The organism is Alsobacter metallidurans (genome assembly GCF_014636935.1).
GTDB classification, from domain to species: domain Bacteria; phylum Pseudomonadota; class Alphaproteobacteria; order Rhizobiales; family Beijerinckiaceae; genus Alsobacter; species Alsobacter metallidurans.
Genome location: NZ_BMES01000001.1, coordinates 2076813 through 2094240 on the forward strand (window position 1 = coordinate 2076813; position 17428 = coordinate 2094240).

A 17428-nucleotide genomic window follows, 5' to 3' on the forward strand; every position below is an offset into this window, starting at 1 on the left:
CGAGACGCAGGCCGAAGACAGCCTGCTCCTCAGGATGAGGGTATCGGGGGTGTTAGAACGACTTTCCGGCCAGGCTCTCAGGATGACGGGACGGTGGGTGACTCAGAATGCTAGCTGCAGCTTCATCACCGCCCCTCATCCTGAGGAGCAGGCCCGCTGGGGCCTGCGTCTCGAAGGACGAGGGCTCCAGTGCGCACCATTGTCGTGCTTGCTTGAATAGGCCACTCGAGCTCAAGCTAAGCTGCAACGATCCGGAGACGGGCGGCATGGATCAGGGGTGCTGGCTTTACATCCTTCGCTGCGTCGACGGCAGCTTCTACGTCGGCGTTACACGCAAGGATGTCGGAACACGCGTGAGCGAACACAATCTGGCGCTGTCGGGTAAAGCCTACACGGCCCGGCGCCGACCCGTAACGCTCGCCCATGCGGTGCATTTCGAGCGCGTGCTCGACGCGATCGCGGCCGAGCGGCAGTTGAAGGGGTGGCGGCGGGAAAAAAAGGAAGCCTATATCCGCGGAGAGTTCGAGCTTTTGTCTCAACTGTCCAGCAGGCGCGTGCGTATGCAGGCCGTTTAGCTCTCCGTTGGCGCACACTGGAGTCCCTCGTCCTTCGAGACGCATCGCCAAGGGGCGATGCTCCTCAGGATGAGGGGATTGTGGGCCAGCGCCGCGTTGAGATTTCCCAACATCCGTCTCGGCTGAAGGCCACTGCACCAAGTCCAGCACCAACGCCCCTCATCCTGAGGAGCAGGCCCGCTTGGGCCTGCGTCTCGAAGGACGAGGGAGTCCAGGTAGCTCAACCCCGTATGGCGTCAAACCGCCAAAGAGCCGCCGTGCGCCTCACTTCGCCTTGGTGGCCGACAACGGCGGGGCCGCCACGAAGCTGGGGATGGCTTTCGCGTCCGCGACTGCGGGCGGGGCTGCCTGGGCGGGCGCAGCCTGCGGCTCGGGCGACTTCTGCGCGATTGCGCCGGTTTCGATCTGGGGCGGCGACGTGTCCTCGAAGACGGTCTCGACGCCCTTCTTGACCATGCCGGCCAGGTCGGAAACGTCCCAGTTGGTGAGGCGGACGCAGCCGTGCGAGTAGGTCCGGCCGATGCGGCTGGGTTCGGCCGTGCCGTGGATGCCGTAGCTGGGCTCCGACAGGTCGATCCAGACAGCGCCGACGGGGTTGTTCGGGCCGGCCGCGACCGTGAAGGGCTCGTTGGTTTTCACACCCTTGAACGCGTATTTCGGGTTGTAGTGATAGACCGGGTTGCGGGCGACGCCTGTGATCTTGAAGGAGCCGCTCGGGGCCGGCTTGTCGTCGCTGCCGATGGAGGCCGGGTAGGCGGCCACCAGCGCGCCGTCCTCGCCGAAGGCGCGCAGCAGGCGCGCCTGCTTGTCGATCTCGACGCGCGACACCTTGATCTTGCCACCCTCGCGCGCGACGTCCGGGACCACGATTTCGTCGCCGGCCTTCTTGAAGCTCTTGCCGGGATTGAGCTGCGCCAGCAGCGCCTCCTCGAGGTGGAAGCGCTCGGAGAACATCTCCTTCGGGTTTTTGTAGCCCAGGCGATCGAGCTTGGCCTGCTTTTCGAGTTGGGCGGGGATTGTCTTGGTGAAGGGCCCCTTGATGTCGGACTTCTTGATCTCGTAGCGCGTCAGCGCCGGCTTGGCGTCCTGGTTCAGGGCGACCCAGGTCGCCTGGTCGAGCTTGCCGGTGACCGGAAGCTGCCGGGACTGCTGGAAGGCTGTAAGCGCCTTGTGAAAGTTTTCGCCGTCCTTGCCGTCGATCGAGCCGGGCGAGAAATGCTGGCGGTCGAGCAGGACCTGAGCCTTGAGATAGCCGGGCTGGAACTTGGCGGGCGGCGCCTTCGCGTTAGCTTTGCCGGCCTTCGGGGGCGCGGCTTCGGGCGGCAGTCCGGCGGCGTTCACGGCCTCGAGATCAAACTTCGGCGCACTCGATTTCGCCTGCGCGCCGAGAGGACACGCGACGGCGCCGAGAAGGAGAACCCAAGCCACGCGACGCATCCGAAATCTCCTTGAACTTCCGCACCTTGCTAACTGAGACAATGCCGTGGGGCGGCGCATGTTCCCGCCTACTGGCAGATGCGGTAGCCGTTGCGCCGGTCGCGCATGTCGAGATGGAGGTGGTCGGCGTGCTCGGCGTTCGTGCCGGGGCCGAGGACGGTGGTGAACAGGCGGCAAGCGCCCGTGCGCGACGCGTCCGCGAAGCGCCCCTCGGGGCCTTCGGGATCGGCCTTGCCGATCGTGACGGCCGCGTGCTTGTGGAACTCGAAACCCGCCACGTCGACGCCGTTGGCGAAGGCGTGCTCGCTGAGTTTGGCGCCCTGCTGGTGGTTCTGCGAGCGGCACTGGTAGGAGGTGCCAATCACGATGCGCGACAACGGGGCGGACAGCTCCTTGTCGGCCGCGACGCCGACCACGTCGCGCGACCAGAGCGCCAGCGCCTCGGCGGCGCGGCAGGTGAGCGTGACCGGGGGAGACACCGCCACGCCGTCGGGCAGGCCTGCGACTTCGAGCGGCGTCGTAGCCCCACAGGCGCCCTCCGCGATGGCGGGCAGCGCCTTGGACCTGACGCCGAGCCGCGCCAGGCGCTCGGGACATTCGGGATCATCGTCCGGGGGCGGCGCGGCGGCTTGCTGTGCGGGCGCCGGTTCGGGAGCTTTGCCGTTCTGGGGCGCGGGCTGGGGCGAGGCGAGGTCGCTCGGCCGCTCAGGCGGCAGCGGAACGGCTTCGGCCGCGGCAGGGGGTGGAGACGACAGCTCGGGCGGGCGCTCCGGCGGAAGCGGCGCAGCGCTCTCGCCGGAGGGTGGCGCCGCCGAGGCGGCATGCGCGCCGGCCAGCGCCGTCGCGAGCGAGACGAAGATGAAAACCAGGCTGGAGCGAAGCATGGGCATGGCGTCTCAACGCCGCGCCCACGCCAAGGTTCGGGCGAAAGCGGTCGATCAGCTCGGATCGGCCGCCAAAGCCGTGACGGTCGGCGTCCCGAAGGCGCTTACGCCGGTGTAGCGGGCGAGGCGCAGGCCGATCATCGAGTCGATCAGGTTGTAGACCTCGGCTACGCTCAGCGGCTTCAGGCGGCGCCCCTTGCGGGCGAAGAAGATGTTCTTGTTGGCCTTTGCGGCCGCCTTGAACTCTTTGGAAGCCGCCGTGGTGGGCTTGCTGCGCTGCAGCTCCAGCAGGGACGCGGCGTCCGACGGGCCGAGGAAATGCGTGAGGTAGAGCTCGGCGGGCTTGAGATCGCGTCCGATGCGGAACGCCACCTGGGCGCGGTCGCGCTTCATCAGCTCGCTGGCCATCACGGCCGCCACATAGGGGTCGCGGCGCAGCTCGAGGATGCGCGTGCGCATCTCGGGGTCCTTCACGGCAGGCTTGTCGCCGGCGGTGTCGATGGCGGACGCCTCGAAGGCGAGGCCGTGGCGCGAGCCGTAGTCGTGCACGACTTCGAGCCAGGTGCTCTCGATGAACTGGAACAGGCCCTCGGCCGAGGACGTGGAGGCGCGGACCTCCGGACGGAAGCTCGACTCCTTGTCGGCCAGCGCCATGAGGTAGACGGGGTCGACCTCCGCCTGCTCGGCCGCGCGCAGCATGGTCATCACCATCTTGCGCGGCACGCCGAGGCTGCCGAAGCGCAGCTTCTCCTCCGGATCGGGGCCAATCGCGACAGGGCTTTCCTCGGGCAGGTGCAGCTCGCCGCCGGGCGCATCAGCCGAGGCGTCGCTCGGCATCGCGAAGATGCGGCCGGTTACGCTGCGCTCGGCGAAGCCCGGAACGCTGTGGGCGATCGCCAAGGCGATGGAGGGCAGCTTGGAGCTGTCGAACTCCTTGGCAGGAACGAACGCCACGGACGGCGCGGTCGCGACCGCCGGGACGATGCCCGACAGAACCGTGCCGGCCACGATGGCCAAGCACCAGCGCACCGCCCTGGTGGCGGGACCCGTCTTTTTCGGGAACACGGCGGCCTTTGCCGCGTTGGTCGCGGGAAGGTCGGCGTCGGTGGACGCCGGCATCTCGGCGATTGACCCTCGCATACTTGCTCCGAGCATTTTGCCGCTGGCGGGCGGCTCTTCGTCGTTGGTTAACGGGTCCTTGACGGCCGGATGTGGCTGGAATGGGGCACATGCTCACGCCTGCGTGATCGTACTGATGGCATGACGGGATGTGTTCTTTGGCCCTGCGAGGTCGCTGCTGAACATCCGACAAGCTTGAGCGGAGTGATTCGCGCCATTTTGCGCCATTGATCGCCCCGACATGGCCGCGATGAAGCTCGATGTGCTTTTGGCGACACAGCGCGAATAAAGAATCTCCGTCTTTATCATCCAGGGTAGATCGTTCTACTTTCCCGTCCAACTCACCCAGCTTGAGCTTCTCGCTGGCGAGCCTCCATTGACAGCGCTCGCCATTTCCCGTTCGGTCCGGCGTCGCGCCAGCGGCGGTTGCAGGGTTGAGCGGAGAGGCAGATGCAGCTCGGAATGGTCGGGTTGGGGCGGATGGGCGCGAACATCGTGCGCCGCCTCATGCGGAGCGGGCACGAATGCGTGGTCTATGACCGCAATCCTGAGCCCGGCCGGCAACTCGCGGCCGACGGCGCCACGGCGGTCGCCGACCTCGCCGCCATGGTGGCGAGCCTGCAGGCGCCGCGCCACATCTGGCTGATGCTGCCCGCGGGCGCGATCACCGAGGCGACCATCGCGGAGTTCGCCGCGCTGCTCTCCCCCGGCGACGTGCTGATCGACGGCGGCAACGCCTTCTGGAAGGACGACATCCGCCGCGCCGGCGAACTCGCGCACAAGGGCCTCGCCTATCTGGACGTCGGCACCAGCGGCGGCGTCTGGGGTCTCGAGCGCGGCTATTGCCTGATGATCGGCGGGCCGGAGGACGTGGTGAAGCGGATGGATCCGATCTTCGCCGCCCTGGCCCCGGGCGCGGGCGACATCCCGCCGACGCCCGGCCGCGACGGCCGCGACCCGCGCGTGGAGCAAGGCTACCTGCACGCCGGGCCCAATGGCGCCGGGCATTTCGTGAAGATGATCCACAACGGCATCGAGTACGGGATGATGCAGGCCATCGCGGAGGGCTTCGACATCCTGCGCCACGCCGACAGCCCGCAGCTCGCGCCGGAGCTTCGGCTCGACCTGGACGTCGCCGACATCGCCGAGGTGTGGCGGCGCGGCAGCGTGATCACGTCCTGGCTGCTGGACCTCACCTCCACGGCGCTTGCGGCCGACGAGGATCTCACGGGGTATTCGGGCTACGTGGACGATTCCGGCGAAGGCCGCTGGACCGTGCAGGCCGCCGTCGAGGAGGCCGTGCCGGCCGAGGTGCTGACGGCCGCGCTCTACACGCGCTTCCGCTCGCGGCAGGACCACACCTTCGCCGAGAAGGTGCTGTCGGCCATGCGCAAGGGGTTCGGCGGGCATGTCGAGCCCAAGCCGGCCCTCCCGAAGGACCCCAAGGCGTGAGCGGCCCCACCGTGCTTGTGATCATGGGCGTCGCGGGGTCGGGCAAGACCACCACGGCGCGCAACCTCTCCAAGGCGCTGGGCTGGCCCTACCGGGACGCCGACGAATTCCACCCCGCCGCCAACATCGCCAAGATGACGCGCGGCGAGGCCCTGACCGACGAGGACCGCGCGCCGTGGCTCGCCGCCATCGCGGCGTGGATCGACCAGAACCTCGCGGCCGGAACCAGCGCCATCGTGACCTGCTCGGCGCTGAAGCGCGCCTACCGTGATGTGCTGGCCGGCGGCCGGCCGGGCGTGCGGATGATCCACCTCGTCGCGAGCCAGGGCCTGATCGCCGGCCGCATGGCGGCGCGCAAGCACCACTTCATGCCGACGAGCCTGCTGGACAGCCAGTTCGCCGCGCTGGAGCGGCCCGCGCCGGACGAGCACGTGCTGGACGTGTCGGTGGAGCAGAGCCCCAAGGCGGTGGTGCAGGACATCCTCACCCGGCTGGGCCTGCGCGCGTGAGCGCCGCGCTCACGATGGCGGCGGCTCGCTCCGTCCTGCTCGTGATCGACTTCCAGGGACGGCTCATGCCGTCCATCCACGACGGCGCGCCCGCGATGGCCAACGCCCGCCGGCTGATCGACGCGGCCGGAATCCTCGGAGTTCCGGTCGTCTACACCGAGCAGAACCCCGAGGGTCTCGGCGGCACGGCGCCGGAGCTGCTGACGGACGGCGCAGCGGTCTTTCGAAAGATGACGTTCGACGCCATGCGCGAGCCCGGCTTCCTCAACCTGCTGCCGGCGGAGCGCGAGGTCGTGGTGGTCGGCTGCGAGGCGCATGTCTGCGTCATGCAGACGGCGCTCGGGCTGATCGAAGCCGGGCGCCGGGTCTGGCTCGTTCGGGACGCCATTGGTTCGCGCAGGGCGGAGAGCAAGGACGTCGCCGTCGCGCGCCTCCGGGCCGCAGGCGCGACCGTCGTCACCGCCGAGATGGTCGCCTTCGAATGGCTGGGCGACGCCCGCCACCCCGGCTTCCGCGACGTGCTGCGGCTGGTGAAGTAGGCCGGGTCATTCTCCGTCATGGCCGGGCTTGTTCCGGCCATTCACGCGTGAGCCCAGTGCGTGGATCCTCGGGTCAAGCCCGGGGATGACGGTGGAGGGTGTGCGCCAGGGCGCCAACTCGCTCGGCGTTCTCACAGTCCGTAGGCCGAGCCATTCTCCGCCATGGCCGAGCTTTTCCCAGCCATCCACGCGTGAGCCCAGCGGGTGGATCCCCGGGTCAAGACGGTGGAGGGCTTGCGTCAGGCCAACAACTCGCTCGGCGTCCTCACGTGCGGTAGGCCGAGCCATTCTCCCTCATGGCCGGGCCTGTCCCGGCCATCCACGCGGGAGCCCAGCGCGTGGGTCCCCGGGTCAAGCCCGGGGATGACGGTGGAGGGTGTGCGCCAGGGCGCCAACTCGCTCGGCGTCCTCAGGTGCGGTAGGCAGGCTCCTCGGCGTCGAGCTGCCGGCGAAGGCTGAGCAGGTGCAGCCTGGCCGACTCGGCGTCGCCCTCACGCATCTGACGGGAGGCGGCCTCGGCGATTGCCGTCGAAACCGGCGTAACGCTCCGGCCCGTCGCCAAGGCGAGGCACTGCACCTCGCAGGCGCGCTCGAGATAATAAAGGTCGTCCCAGGCCTCCGCGATCGTGGGCGCGAGCACCAGGACGCCATGGTGCTTCATGAAAACGATGTCGGCGTCGCCGGCCGCCGCAGCGATGCGGTCGCCTTCGCGCTCGTCCAGCGCAAGGCCGTTGTAGTTCTCGTCAACGGCGGTGCGGCCGTAGAACTTCAGCGCGGTCTGGCCGGCGAAGATCAACGGGTCGCCGTCCGTCATGGAAAGCGCCGTCGCGTAGGGCATGTGCGTATGGAACGCCACGCGGGCGCGCGGCAGGTTCTTGTGCACTCGAGCGTGGATGAAGAAGGCGGTCGCCTCCGGCTGCCCATCGCCCGACACGACGTTGCCGTGGAAGTCGCAGATCAGCAGTTGGCTCGCCGTGAGTTCGCGGAACGCATAGCCGTACGGGTTGACGATGAAGAGGTCGTCATAGCCCGGCACGAGCGCCGAGAAGTGGTTGCAAATGCCCTCCTCGAAGCCGTTGCGAGCCGCCATGCGAAAGCAGGCCGCAAGGTCGCGCCGCGCCTCCCAGACGGCCTCTCCGTCGAGGTCCGGCTGGTTCGCGCCCTCTTCCGCCCGGGGCGGCGTGGCGGAGGGGGTGAGGGCGTGGGCCATGATCGAACTCCGAAGACGTGGGCGCTGCATGCGAAAGGCAAGCGGTCCATGGCGCAGGCGCCGCTGTCAAGCGCCGGTGAGCCCAACCGGGTGCGCAACCCTGCTGAGAAATATCGGTAAATTTCGATCGTTTAACGCGTGATTCACCGTTTTCGCGCTCTGGTCGTCCGTGGGGCTTTGTTGCATTGCGCGTTGAGTTGGAGTGAGGACATGGAGCGGTTCGCGATGGGGGCCCGCGTTCGTTCGGGCGTCGCGACAGGTGTGTGGCTGCTGTGCGCGGCCCTTCTTCTCCTCTCGGCGCCGGCCGAGGCCAAGCGTCGCTCCACCAAGGCGGGCGGCTGGGCCCCGCCGCAGTCCGCGATGGTGTTGGACCCCGTCAGCGGCAAGGTGCTGTACGGGCTGGACGTCGACGGCCAGCGCCACCCGGCCTCGCTCACCAAGGTGATGACGCTCTATCTGCTGTTCGAGCAGATTGAGAAGGGCGCGATGAAGCTCGATACCCCGCTCCAGGTGTCGTATTTCGCGACCACGCAGGCGCCCTCCCGCCTTGGCGTGAAGAAGGGCGAGACGATCTCGGTCGACGACGCCATCAAGGCCATCGTCACCCGCTCGGCCAACGACGTCGCGGTGGTGATCGCCGAGAACCTCGCCGGCACGGAAAAAGCGTTCGCCGAGAAGATGACCGAGAAGGCTCAGGAGCTCGGCATGCGCAACACGCTGTTCGTGAACGCGTCGGGCCTGCCCAACAAACAGCAGATCACCACTGCGCGGGATCTCGCGCTGCTCGGCAAGGCGGTGCGCGAGCGCTTTCCCGACTTGTTCGGCTATTTCGCCACCAAGAGCTTTGAATACGCAGGCGCCAAGGTGCCGAGCCACAACCGGCTGATGAACCGCCTGGAAGGCATGGACGGCATCAAGACCGGCTTCACCAATGCGTCCGGGTTCAACCTGCTGGCCTCGGTACGGCGCGGCGACCGCAGCGTGATCGCTGTTGTGATGGGCGGCACCACCCAGAAGAGCCGCGATGACAAGATGGCTGAACTCGTGAACCGCACCATCGGGGACGCCGCGCCGGCCCCCGTGCTGGTGGCGGGAGCCGCCAAGGACGCGCCGCTCGCCTACGCGGCGAGCGCCCCGCTCGTGTTTCCGCCGCAGACGGCTTCGGTCGCGAAGCCCGCCGCCAGGCCCGAGCCGCTGCCGGGCGCGGCCACGGCCGCGACTCCGGCCGCGTCCTCCGCCCTGATCGCGGCCGCCCAGGTTCCAGCGAAGACCGTCCCGGCGACGAGCGGCGCTGCGACCAACGCTGTCGCGCTTGATCCGGCGGCGGCTCCCGCCAAGGCCGTCGACCTCGATCCGGTGACAACCGCGTCGATCATGACCGCGCCGGCCGGCGGCTCGCACATGCCCATGATCCTGTCCGTGCTCGGCGCACTCGCGCTCGGCTGCGGCGTCGTCGCGCGCCGGCGTTTCGGCCTGGCGCTTCCCGGATCGGCGACGCTCTCGACCGCCGGCGTGGTCGCCCGCGTGGTCGCCGTGCACGTCCGCGAAACGGCGGCCGAAACGGCCGTGGGTTCGCGGATCCAAGTCCTCACCTCCAACATTCGCAACCGGGCGCCCTGGCCGCGCCGCTCACCCGCCGCCATCGGAGCCAGCCTCCCGGCGATGGACATGGCGTCCGCCGGCCCCGCCAACGAAGCCGCGACCGCTGGCCCCTGGATGCCGCCGGGGGCGATCCGGTAGCAACCCCAAGCTTGGCTGCGGAGCGCGTCTTTCCCTTCGCCGTCGGGCCGTCCGGGGCTGACAGCCCTATCCCGACCGCGTAGGGATGGCCGCGGAGGCCCTCATGACGCGCGATATCGTTCCTGCCCGCAAGCTCACCGCCATTGTCGGCCGGGTGATGATCGCCGATGGCGATACCTTCGAAACGCGGGACGTTCCGCAAATCAGCGTCGACCTTGAAGGCATAGCGCTCGACGGCCTGCTCGGGGAGCGCCATCGCGGGTACGCCCGGGCCGCTGATGCGCGCGTGCCGTGGTATCCGCGCGGCACGCCGATCCGCAACGCGCGGCAGATCTCCATCGTGTGTTCGGAGGAGCTGGCCGACGTCGCGGCCCGTATGGGGATCGCCGAGATCCGTCCCGAATGGCTGGGCGCGAACCTGGTGATCGAGGGCGTGCCGTCGCTGTCCATGCTGCCGCGCGGCACACGGCTGTTCTTTCCGACCGCGGCGTCGCTGGCCGTGGAGGAGCAGAACGTGCCCTGCAAGGGCCCGGGCCGCATGATCGCCCGCAACGTCGGCGGGGACGCCGGCATGCCGTTCGACTTCGTCCGCAAGGCCGCGCGCAAGCGTGGGCTCGTGGCTTGGGTGGAGAGGGCAGGGGTGATCCGCGTCGGGGATACGGTGGAGATCCGCATCCCCGAGCAGTGGGTCTATGCCTAGAAGATGACTTCGCCGGCCATCAGGCCGAGCACCAGCAGCACGACGAAGATCAGCAGCGCCACCACGAAGAGGATCTTGGAGAGCCGACTGGCCGCCGCCGAGACGCCCGTGAATCCCAGCGCGCCCGCGATGATCGAGATCACCAGGAAGATCAGGGCCCATTTCAGCATTGCGTCGCTCCCGTTGCCGTCCTCCGGGGCGCGCCCGGGACGTGAGTTGAAGTTGCGGAGCTAACCGCGAGCGGGGCAGGAAGGTTCCTTGCCGCGCCCCTTGCGAATGTTGGGTTTATTCCAGGGCCTCGCGCCCTGTCAGGCAGGCTTGCGGCTTGCGGGGCCGCGGCGAAATCTCATATGAGGATCACAACCGAACCCCGCAGCCGTTCACGTTGCGGATGGCGCTCCGGCGTCCGGTCGACTGCATGAACGCCGGGGTGCGGCTGAAAGCGCCCGGGACGCCCCTTGGACCGCCGCGCGCCGACACGGCGGTTCCGCAAGAACCATCGCGGGACTGGCAATGGCGAAGGAAGAATTGATGGAGTTCGAGGGTCTCGTCACCGAGATCCTGCCGGATGCGCGCTTTCGCGTGCAGCTCGACACCGGCCACGAGATTGTCGCCTACACGGCCGGCAAGATGAAGAAGCACCGCATCAAGACGCTCACGGGCGATCGCGTGACGGTGGAGATGTCGCCCTACGATCTCGAGAAGGGCAGGCTGATCTTCCGCCACAAGGACGAGCGCGCCGGCCCGCCCGGCGCCCGCCCGCCGCAGCGCGGCCAATTCCGCCGCCGCTGACGGCCCTGCGCGGCTTTGCTCGGTGAGCGCGGCCCGCAAGGGACGAGCGCCTCCGCGACCCTCCGGTGGCGCGCGCAGCGTCCCCGGCGTGCACGGAGCCGAGCGGCCGCTACCTCGGGACCGCCCTCCCGTCATGGCGAGCGCGAGCGAAGCAATCCAGCGGCAGGCTGGGCCTTGAGACTGAATTGCTTCGCCTTCGGCTCGCAATGACGGCGGAAAGCCGCAACGTCCGGCGATGGGGCCGCGAGGCGGCGCCCACGCGCAAGGCAGGCATGCCCGCGGGAAAATGATCGCCCTCGTGGTGGAACATCCGGGACGATCGTGGCATTGGGGGCCGTCCGGCCGCCAGCCCCCCGGGAGCCGATTGCCCATGCCGCCCCCCGCGCCAACGAGATTTCGCGTCGCCCTGCCGCCCGAGCGGTTGGTGCCGCTGATCGTCGCGACGGCGCTGTTCATGGAAAACCTGGATTCCACCGTCCTCGCCACCTCTCTGCCGGCCATTGCGGCGGACCTCGGCGAGAATCCCATCCATCTCAAGCTGGCGCTGACGTCCTACCTGCTCGCGCTCGCGATCTTCATTCCCGCGTCCGGATGGCTGGCCGACCGTTTCGGCGCCCGTACGATCTTTCGCCTCGCCATGGGGGTGTTCGCGCTCGGGTCGATCGGCTGCGGCTTTTCCTCGGACATCGCCAGCCTTGTCGCCGCGCGCGTGCTGCAGGGCATGGGCGGCGCCATGATGGTTCCGGTCGGCAGACTCGTCGTGCTGCGAACGATCGACCGAAGCCAGATCGTGGATGCGCTCGCCTGGCTCACCATTCCGGCGCTGATTGGCCCCATCATGGGGCCACCGGTGGGGGGCTTCATCACCACGTACTTGAACTGGCGCTGGATCTTCTGGATCAACATTCCGGTCGCAGCCCTCGGCATCGTGCTGGCCACCATCCATATCCCGGACATCCGCGAGGAGGTCCGGACGCGCTTCGATACGGTGGGGTTCCTGCTGGTGGGGCCGGGGCTGGCCGCGTCGCTGACCGGTGCAACGCTGGCGGGCCTTGGGCTGCTCCCCGGCTATGGGGTCGCGGCGCTGATCATCGGTGGATTGCTGCTCCTCGCGATCTATGTGCGGCACGCGCTCAAGGCCGAGTCGCCGCTCATCGACCTGCGCTTGCTGCGCTTGCCGACCTTCCGGGCCAGCGTCACGGGTGGGTTCATGTTTCGCGTCGGCGTCGGCGCGACGCCATTTCTGCTGCCGCTGCTGCTCCAGGCGGGCCTTGGGTTCAACGCGTTTCAATCGGGCCTCACCACCTTCGCGGCCGGCGTCGGCGCGCTGGTGATGAAGATCGTGGCTTCGCCCATCCTGCGCCGCTTCGGCTTCCGCAAGGTGCTGGTGATCAACGCCGTGATCTCGTCGATCTTTGTCGCCGCGCCGGGCTTGTTCGGGCCCAACACCCCGATGGTGCTGATGACCGCGCTGCTGGTGATCGGCGGATTCCTGCGGTCGCTCGAGTTCACGTCCATCAACGCCGTCGCGTATGCGGACATGCCGGTGGAGAAGCTGTCGCGCGCAACGACTTTCGCAACCGTGCTGCAGGAGTTGTCCGGCTCGGTCGGCGTCTCCATCGCGGCGCTCGGCCTTGAACTGGCCAGCCACACGCTCGGCGGCGAAGTGCTGGACCGCAGCCACTTTCCTTACGTGTTCGCGCTGATTGGCGTGATCTCGATGATCTCGGCTTTTATCTTCTGGCGGTTGCTGCCGCTGGGGGCTGGGGAGGCGCTGGTGGCGCGGCCGGTGGCGGGCGGCTCACCCGTCGCGGCCAAGCTCGGCGCCGCCGACAAGCCCTGACGGCGGGTCGTCGGCGAGGCTGATCAGGGGCGCGCCCGGCTCGCCGATGCGCCCAATGATCGCCGCAGCCGCATAGCCGGCCGCCCGCAGCGCCTCGACGCAGCCGGCGGCAGCTTCGGCCGGCATGGCCGCAAGCAGGCCTCCGGAGGTCTGCGGGTCGAACAGCAACGGGTTCCGCTCGGCCAGCGCGGGTACGTGCAGCGCGGTGCGCTGCCGCAGGTTTTCCGGCTGCAACGTCGACGCAACGCCTTGAGCCAGCGCCTCGCGGGCCCCCTCCAGCGCCGGAACGCGCTCCGGCCAAAGCTCCGCCCCCACCCCCGAGGCCCGCAGCATCTCCCCCAGATGACCGACGAGGCCGAAGCCGGTGATGTCCGTGAGGGCGTGCGCGTGGGCGCACAGGATGCGGGCGGCCTGCGCGTTCGAGTGCGTCATCTGCGCCAGCGCGGCCTGCACATGGCGCGCCTTGGCGCGGCCGCGCATGTCGGCGGCCAGCAGCGCGCCCGTGCCGAGCGCCTTGGTGAGCACCAGCGCGTCGCCCGGCCGGGCGCCCGCCTTCGCGAGCGCGCGCCCGCGCGCGAGGGAGCCCGTGACCGCGAACCCGAGCGCGAGCTCCGCGCCTTCGCCCGTGTGCCCGCCCACCAGCGCGCAGCCCGCCTCCGCGAGCGCCGCGTTGGCGCCCGCCATGAGCGCGCCCAGGTCCGCCCGCAGCGCCCGCTCGGACGCCGGCGGCAGCGTCACGATCGCGAGCGCGCTCACGGGCTCGCCCCCCATCGCGTACACGTCCGACAGCGCATGGTTCGCGGCCACGCGCCCGAACGTCCACGGGTCGTCCACGGGCGCGCGGAAAAAATCCACCGTCTGTATCTCCAGCTCCGGCCCGCCGCGGTCGAGGAGGGCGGCGTCGTCGGGGGCGTCGAGGCCGAGCACGATTTCGGGGCGGCGGTGCGGGCGCAGGTCGGCGAGGGCGCCGGTCAGCACGGAAGCGCCGACCTTGGCCCCGCAGCCGCCGCAGCGCATCGCGAAAGCGCCGTCGGTTGTGGATTCGCGCTCAGGCATTTGCGGCAGGTTGTTGAATCGATCCATGAACTTGCGATCGATGCGGTTCTTCCAGCGCCATACCCAGCGGCCCGCGAAGGTGAAGCCGTTGCGCGACCCCACCGCCCGGCCGTCGGCCGTGGCGAGGAGATACATGGCCTCCCGCTGCGGCCTGAACGGCGCACCGGCCTTGCCGGCGGCGGCGCGGCGCAGATTGCCGGCCAGCACCGGCCCGGCCCGCACCGCGTAGACGCCGGACTTCGGCAGCGAACGCGCCTCGAAGGCCGCGATGTCGCCGGCCGCGAACACCCCGGGATGCGACACGCTCTCCAGCGTCGGCCCGACCCGCACGAATCCGCGCTCGTCCAGCGCCAGTCCGGTCTCGCGCAGCCACGCCGGCGCGGCCGCCTGCGTGGTCCACAGCACGTCGTCGGCCGCGAGGGTCTCGCCAGACGAGAGCGTCACCGCGCCCGTCGATACGGCTGCGACGGCCGCCCCCGTCCGCACCGAAATCCCGCGCTCCTTGAGGACGCCCGCGACCTTGCGGCGGAAGGACTCGGGAAACGCCTCCAGGATGTCATCTCCGCGGGAAACCAGCGTGAACGAGAGGCGGTTCGGGTCGAGCCCGGCCACAGCAACGTCCTGCCGAAGGCGAGCCTGTACGGCCAGCAGCAACTCCACCCCGCCGGCCCCGCCGCCCACCATGGCGAACCGGCGCGCGCCGCCGGCCGCCAGCACCCGTGCGCGCAACGCCTCAAAGGCGGCCAGAAAGCGGTCGATCGGCTTCACCGCGATGGCGTGTTGGTCGGCGCCCGGTATGTCGCCCGTGTTGGGGCTCGATCCGATGTCGAGCGACAACAGGTCGAACGGAACGGGCGGCCTGTCGCGGCAGATCACCCGACGCCCGGCGAGGTCGATCCCGATCGCCTCGTCGCCGAAGAGTCGCGCGCCCGCCATCCGGCACAGCGGCCCGGTGTCGATATGGGCGTCGTCGAAGCCATAGATCCCGGCCACGAGCCCCGGCAGCATGCCCGAATAGGGAGTGTGGACCTCGCGCGTCACGAGCGTGTAGCGCACGCCCGGAACAGGCTTCATCGCCGCCATGCGCAGCACGGCCACATGGGCGTGGCCCGCGCCGACAAGGACGACATCGGTCGTGACGGGGTGCTTGTTGGGCGTCATCCGGGACTTGCGCTGGCGAAGGCCGTGCGTTCATGTGCCGGCCGCGGCTCGCACTCTGCGCATGCGTTCCGTCCCCCGCAAGATCCGTCGCAGGCGGAACGGAGCGCCATGATCCGGATCACGGCTCGCATCTCGCTCGACGAGCGCGAAATCGACGAGAGCTTCATCAGGGCGTCGGGCCCGGGCGGGCAGAACGTCAACAAGGTCGAGACCGCCGTGCAATTGCGGTTCGACGTGGCGAACAGCCTCTCGCTGCCCGACGACGTTCGTACGCGGCTGTCGGCTCTCGCAGGCAGCCGGCTCACCAATGACGGCGTGCTGATCATCACGTCGCAGCGCTTCCGGACGCAGGAACGGAACCGGCAGGATGCGCTGGAAAAGCTCGTCGACCTGGTCCGCCGCGCGACGCACGTCCCCAAGGTGCGCCGTCCGACGCGCCCGACGCTGGCGTCGAAGACGCGTCGGCTCGAATCAAAGTCGCGTCGCTCGGGCGTGAAGAAGCTCCGTTCCCCGGGTTCCGGCGATGAGTAGCTACAACCAAAAGTAGATACTGGATTAGAAGCCCGTTTAAGTTGCGTAGATTTTCCTGAATTAACCTATCCTGTTCAACTGGTGGAAACAAACGCGAGCGCATGGTCATCGAACAACTGGGATGACGACATGATTGGCGCACCGAAACTTCCCGATATGCTGGTGTTGGTCGCGGAGTCGAGCGAGTTTACGCGGCGCATCGTGCGCGACACCTTGAGAATCGCCGGGGTTAAGCGTTTCGTCGACGCGACGGATGGCCCTTCGGCGATCAAGTTGACGCTCAGGTCGAACCCCGACCTGCTGATCGTGTCCGACGACCTGCTGCATGTGTCTGGCGTCGAGGTCGCCCGCGCGCTTCGGCGCGTTCCGAACTTCCAGGCCCCGATCCTGCTGATGACCGGCCAGCCTTCCCCCGAGCTCATCGACAACGCCCTGGACGTCGGAATTCGGGACATGGTCTCGAAGCCGCTGACCCATAGCGCCCTGTGGGGCCGGGTGGAAACGATCGTGAAATCCGGGCGAATTGATCTCGGACGTGGCGAAGCGCCGCTCATGAAGGAGCTCTTGCGCCGCCGCTGAAGGGTCCAGTTGGCGCTTTGCACCACACGCGCACCGCGATGGTTGGGTGTTTGCTTCGTTTTTGTTGTGACAGGACGGCCGCGGTTGGTAAGCTCTCATCCAAGTGGATAGAGGGGTGCCGACGGTGTCGCCGGTCGAAGATGGAGGAGTTCGCGCGTTTGCTGAAGCAGGATCGGTCGCGCGGGGCTCTTCGGCAGCCCTGAGTCCGTCTCCGATCGTGGTTGGCAGTTCGCTGTTGGCGAAGCCTGGGCGGAACGCCGGTTCGGCGCCGTCGGGCGCAGTCGCGGGCTCGCGCATGAGCCAGGAACGGCGCACCTATGCGGCGCTGGATCTCGGCACCAACAACTGTCGCCTGCTGGTCGCACGCCCGAATGGCGACGGCTTTCGCGTCGTCGACGCGTTTTCGCGCATCGTCCGGCTGGGCGAAGGGCTTGGCGGGTCACGCCGGCTGAAGGAAGCCGCTATCGCCCGCACGATCGACGCCCTGCAGGTGTGCCGAACCAAGATGGAGGCGCGCGGCGTCACCCGCGCCCGCCTGATCGCCACGGAAGCGTGCCGGGCGGCCGAGAACGGCGCCGAGTTCATCCAGAGGGTGCGCGAGGAGGCGCTGCTCGACCTCGAAGTGGTGGACCGCGAAACCGAGGCGCATCTGGCGGTAGCCGGCTGCGCCGCGCTGGCCGATCCACACGCCGAGGGGGCGATCCTGTTCGACATCGGCGGCGGATCGTCCGAGCTCGCCTGGCTGACCGGCGCGGCGCGCGATCGCCGCAGCCTGCGCCAACGGGTGCGCGCCTGGACCTCGCTGCCCGTCGGCGTCGTCACGCTGGCCGAACGCCACGGCGGCGTTCATGTGGACCGCGAAGGCTTCGAGGGCATGGTCGCCGAGGTGCTGGGCCTCATCTCGGAATTCGCGCAGGAGGTTGGTTCCGCCCGGCGCTGCCAACGGTTTCACCTGTTGGGGACGTCCGGCACAGTCACCACCATCGCGGGCGTGCATCTCGGCCTGAAGCGCTATGACCGCCGGCAGGTGGATGGCGTATGGATGCAGGACGGCGACGTCACCGACGTGATGGAGCGCCTGCTCGGCATGTCGTTCGACGAGCGGGCCGCCAATCCGTGCATCGGCAATGAGCGGGCCGATCTCGTTCTGGCCGGCTGCGCGATTCTGGAAGCCATCAGGCGCACGTTCCCGGCCGGCCGCTTGCGGATCGCCGACAGGGGGCTGCGCGAAGGAATTTTGATGCAGTTGATGGATGAAGATGGCGTGTGGGCTCCGGGCCGGAGGCCGAACGCGTGAGTTC

17 protein-coding genes are annotated in these 17428 nt (G+C 68.8%); 11 read left to right on the forward strand and 6 right to left on the reverse strand.

All coding sequences use genetic code 11. From position 1 onward, the window contains the following. Nucleotides 1–266 precede the first annotated feature (266 nt). On the forward strand, nucleotides 267–575 hold the full coding sequence (locus IEV99_RS09490; protein ID WP_188517402.1) for a GIY-YIG nuclease family protein: 309 nt from the start codon (nucleotides 267–269) through the stop codon (nucleotides 573–575). Between the two features lie 264 nt (nucleotides 576–839). Here IEV99_RS09490 and IEV99_RS09495 read toward each other — a convergent pair whose 3' ends face one another. The 3 genes from IEV99_RS09495 to IEV99_RS09505 form a co-directional block, all read right to left on the reverse strand. Continuing rightward, nucleotides 840–2012 (reverse strand): L,D-transpeptidase family protein, encoded by a 1173-nt coding sequence (locus IEV99_RS09495; RefSeq protein WP_188517403.1) that lies wholly within the window; start codon nucleotides 2010–2012, stop codon nucleotides 840–842. A gap of 68 nt (nucleotides 2013–2080) precedes the next feature. Next, a complete protein-coding gene (locus IEV99_RS09500; protein WP_244643715.1) occupies nucleotides 2081–2902 on the reverse strand; it encodes an extensin-like domain-containing protein in 822 nt (273 codons plus the stop codon). Nucleotides 2903–2950: 48 nt separating this feature from the next. Next, nucleotides 2951–4036, reverse strand: a complete 1086-nt coding sequence (locus tag IEV99_RS09505; RefSeq protein WP_188517404.1) for a transglycosylase SLT domain-containing protein — start codon at nucleotides 4034–4036, stop codon at nucleotides 2951–2953. A gap of 429 nt (nucleotides 4037–4465) precedes the next feature. Here IEV99_RS09505 and gnd point away from each other — a divergent pair, with 429 nt between their 5' ends. Genes gnd through IEV99_RS09520 form a run of 3 tightly spaced genes read left to right on the forward strand, consistent with a single transcriptional unit; the run spans nucleotide 4466 to nucleotide 6515 of the window. Continuing rightward, entirely contained in the window at nucleotides 4466–5467 is a 1002-nt protein-coding gene (gene gnd, locus IEV99_RS09510; protein WP_188517405.1) for a phosphogluconate dehydrogenase (NAD(+)-dependent, decarboxylating), read from the forward strand. Next, on the forward strand, nucleotides 5464–5976 hold the full coding sequence (locus IEV99_RS09515) for a gluconokinase (protein WP_244643717.1): 513 nt from the start codon (nucleotides 5464–5466) through the stop codon (nucleotides 5974–5976). The genes gnd and IEV99_RS09515 overlap by 4 nt, the downstream gene beginning before the upstream one ends. Next, nucleotides 5973–6515, forward strand: coding sequence for an isochorismatase family protein (locus IEV99_RS09520; RefSeq protein WP_308469360.1), 543 nt, complete (start codon nucleotides 5973–5975; stop codon nucleotides 6513–6515). The genes IEV99_RS09515 and IEV99_RS09520 overlap by 4 nt, the downstream gene beginning before the upstream one ends. Nucleotides 6516–6924: 409 nt before the next feature. Here the strand turns inward: IEV99_RS09520 and IEV99_RS09525 are convergent, their stop codons facing one another. Continuing rightward, nucleotides 6925–7725 (reverse strand): aldolase, encoded by an 801-nt coding sequence (locus IEV99_RS09525; RefSeq protein ID WP_188517406.1) that lies wholly within the window; start codon nucleotides 7723–7725, stop codon nucleotides 6925–6927. A 210-nt stretch (nucleotides 7726–7935) separates the two neighbouring features. Here IEV99_RS09525 and IEV99_RS09530 point away from each other — a divergent pair, with 210 nt between their 5' ends. Further along, a complete protein-coding gene (locus IEV99_RS09530) occupies nucleotides 7936–9465 on the forward strand; it encodes a D-alanyl-D-alanine carboxypeptidase family protein (protein WP_188517407.1) in 1530 nt (509 codons plus the stop codon). Between the two features lie 103 nt (nucleotides 9466–9568). Next, complete coding sequence (locus IEV99_RS09535) at nucleotides 9569–10165, forward strand: MOSC domain-containing protein (RefSeq protein ID WP_244643719.1); 597 nt, start codon at nucleotides 9569–9571, stop codon at nucleotides 10163–10165. Here the strand turns inward: IEV99_RS09535 and IEV99_RS09540 are convergent. Then, nucleotides 10162–10335 carry a DUF1328 domain-containing protein gene (locus IEV99_RS09540; protein WP_188517409.1) on the reverse strand — a complete coding sequence of 58 codons (174 nt, stop codon included), beginning with the start codon at nucleotides 10333–10335 and terminating at the stop codon, nucleotides 10162–10164. The two genes, IEV99_RS09535 and IEV99_RS09540, sit on opposite strands and share 4 nt — an antisense overlap. Nucleotides 10336–10678: 343 nt before the next feature. Here IEV99_RS09540 and infA point away from each other — a divergent pair, with 343 nt between their 5' ends. Both infA and IEV99_RS09550 read left to right on the forward strand, forming a co-directional pair. Next, on the forward strand, nucleotides 10679–10957 hold the full coding sequence (infA, locus tag IEV99_RS09545) for a translation initiation factor IF-1 (RefSeq protein WP_188517410.1): 279 nt from the start codon (nucleotides 10679–10681) through the stop codon (nucleotides 10955–10957). Between the two features lie 370 nt (nucleotides 10958–11327). After that, on the forward strand, nucleotides 11328–12800 hold the full coding sequence (locus tag IEV99_RS09550) for a DHA2 family efflux MFS transporter permease subunit (protein WP_188517411.1): 1473 nt from the start codon (nucleotides 11328–11330) through the stop codon (nucleotides 12798–12800). Here IEV99_RS09550 and selD read toward each other — a convergent pair. After that, nucleotides 12759–15017 (reverse strand): selenide, water dikinase SelD, encoded by a 2259-nt coding sequence (gene selD / locus IEV99_RS09555; protein ID WP_188517412.1) that lies wholly within the window; start codon nucleotides 15015–15017, stop codon nucleotides 12759–12761. The genes IEV99_RS09550 and selD overlap by 42 nt on opposite strands. A gap of 108 nt (nucleotides 15018–15125) precedes the next feature. Between selD and arfB the strand changes: the two genes are divergently transcribed. From arfB to IEV99_RS09570, 3 genes are all read left to right on the forward strand, one after another. Continuing rightward, complete coding sequence (gene arfB / locus IEV99_RS09560; protein ID WP_188517413.1) at nucleotides 15126–15548, forward strand: alternative ribosome rescue aminoacyl-tRNA hydrolase ArfB; 423 nt, start codon at nucleotides 15126–15128, stop codon at nucleotides 15546–15548. 129 nt (nucleotides 15549–15677) lie between these two features. Beyond that, on the forward strand, nucleotides 15678–16127 hold the full coding sequence (locus tag IEV99_RS09565; RefSeq protein WP_188517414.1) for a response regulator: 450 nt from the start codon (nucleotides 15678–15680) through the stop codon (nucleotides 16125–16127). Nucleotides 16128–16422: 295 nt separating this feature from the next. Beyond that, nucleotides 16423–17424, forward strand: a complete 1002-nt coding sequence (locus IEV99_RS09570) for a Ppx/GppA phosphatase family protein (protein ID WP_188517415.1) — start codon at nucleotides 16423–16425, stop codon at nucleotides 17422–17424. The last annotated feature ends 4 nt before the right edge of the window (nucleotides 17425–17428 follow it).

What these genes read in the sequence shown, in the direction of transcription:
- arfB (WP_188517413.1), top strand. Translation starts at nt 15,126, where the DNA reads ATGATCCGGATCACGGCTCGCATCTCGCTCGACGAGCGCGAAATCGAC.
- IEV99_RS09490 (WP_188517402.1), top strand. Translation starts at nt 267, where the DNA reads ATGGATCAGGGGTGCTGGCTTTACATCCTTCGCTGCGTCGACGGCAGC.
- infA (WP_188517410.1), top strand. Translation starts at nt 10,679, where the DNA reads ATGGCGAAGGAAGAATTGATGGAGTTCGAGGGTCTCGTCACCGAGATC.
- IEV99_RS09570 (WP_188517415.1), top strand. Translation starts at nt 16,423, where the DNA reads ATGAGCCAGGAACGGCGCACCTATGCGGCGCTGGATCTCGGCACCAAC.
- IEV99_RS09565 (WP_188517414.1), top strand. Translation starts at nt 15,678, where the DNA reads ATGATTGGCGCACCGAAACTTCCCGATATGCTGGTGTTGGTCGCGGAG.
- IEV99_RS09535 (WP_244643719.1), top strand. Translation starts at nt 9,569, where the DNA reads ATGACGCGCGATATCGTTCCTGCCCGCAAGCTCACCGCCATTGTCGGC.
- IEV99_RS09540 (WP_188517409.1), bottom strand. Translation starts at nt 10,335, where the DNA reads ATGCTGAAATGGGCCCTGATCTTCCTGGTGATCTCGATCATCGCGGGC.
- gnd (WP_188517405.1), top strand. Translation starts at nt 4,466, where the DNA reads ATGCAGCTCGGAATGGTCGGGTTGGGGCGGATGGGCGCGAACATCGTG.
- IEV99_RS09500 (WP_244643715.1), bottom strand. Translation starts at nt 2,902, where the DNA reads ATGCCCATGCTTCGCTCCAGCCTGGTTTTCATCTTCGTCTCGCTCGCG.
- IEV99_RS09495 (WP_188517403.1), bottom strand. Translation starts at nt 2,012, where the DNA reads ATGCGTCGCGTGGCTTGGGTTCTCCTTCTCGGCGCCGTCGCGTGTCCT.
- IEV99_RS09530 (WP_188517407.1), top strand. Translation starts at nt 7,936, where the DNA reads ATGGAGCGGTTCGCGATGGGGGCCCGCGTTCGTTCGGGCGTCGCGACA.
- selD (WP_188517412.1), bottom strand. Translation starts at nt 15,017, where the DNA reads ATGACGCCCAACAAGCACCCCGTCACGACCGATGTCGTCCTTGTCGGC.
- IEV99_RS09505 (WP_188517404.1), bottom strand. Translation starts at nt 4,036, where the DNA reads ATGCGAGGGTCAATCGCCGAGATGCCGGCGTCCACCGACGCCGACCTT.
- IEV99_RS09550 (WP_188517411.1), top strand. Translation starts at nt 11,328, where the DNA reads ATGCCGCCCCCCGCGCCAACGAGATTTCGCGTCGCCCTGCCGCCCGAG.
- IEV99_RS09525 (WP_188517406.1), bottom strand. Translation starts at nt 7,725, where the DNA reads ATGGCCCACGCCCTCACCCCCTCCGCCACGCCGCCCCGGGCGGAAGAG.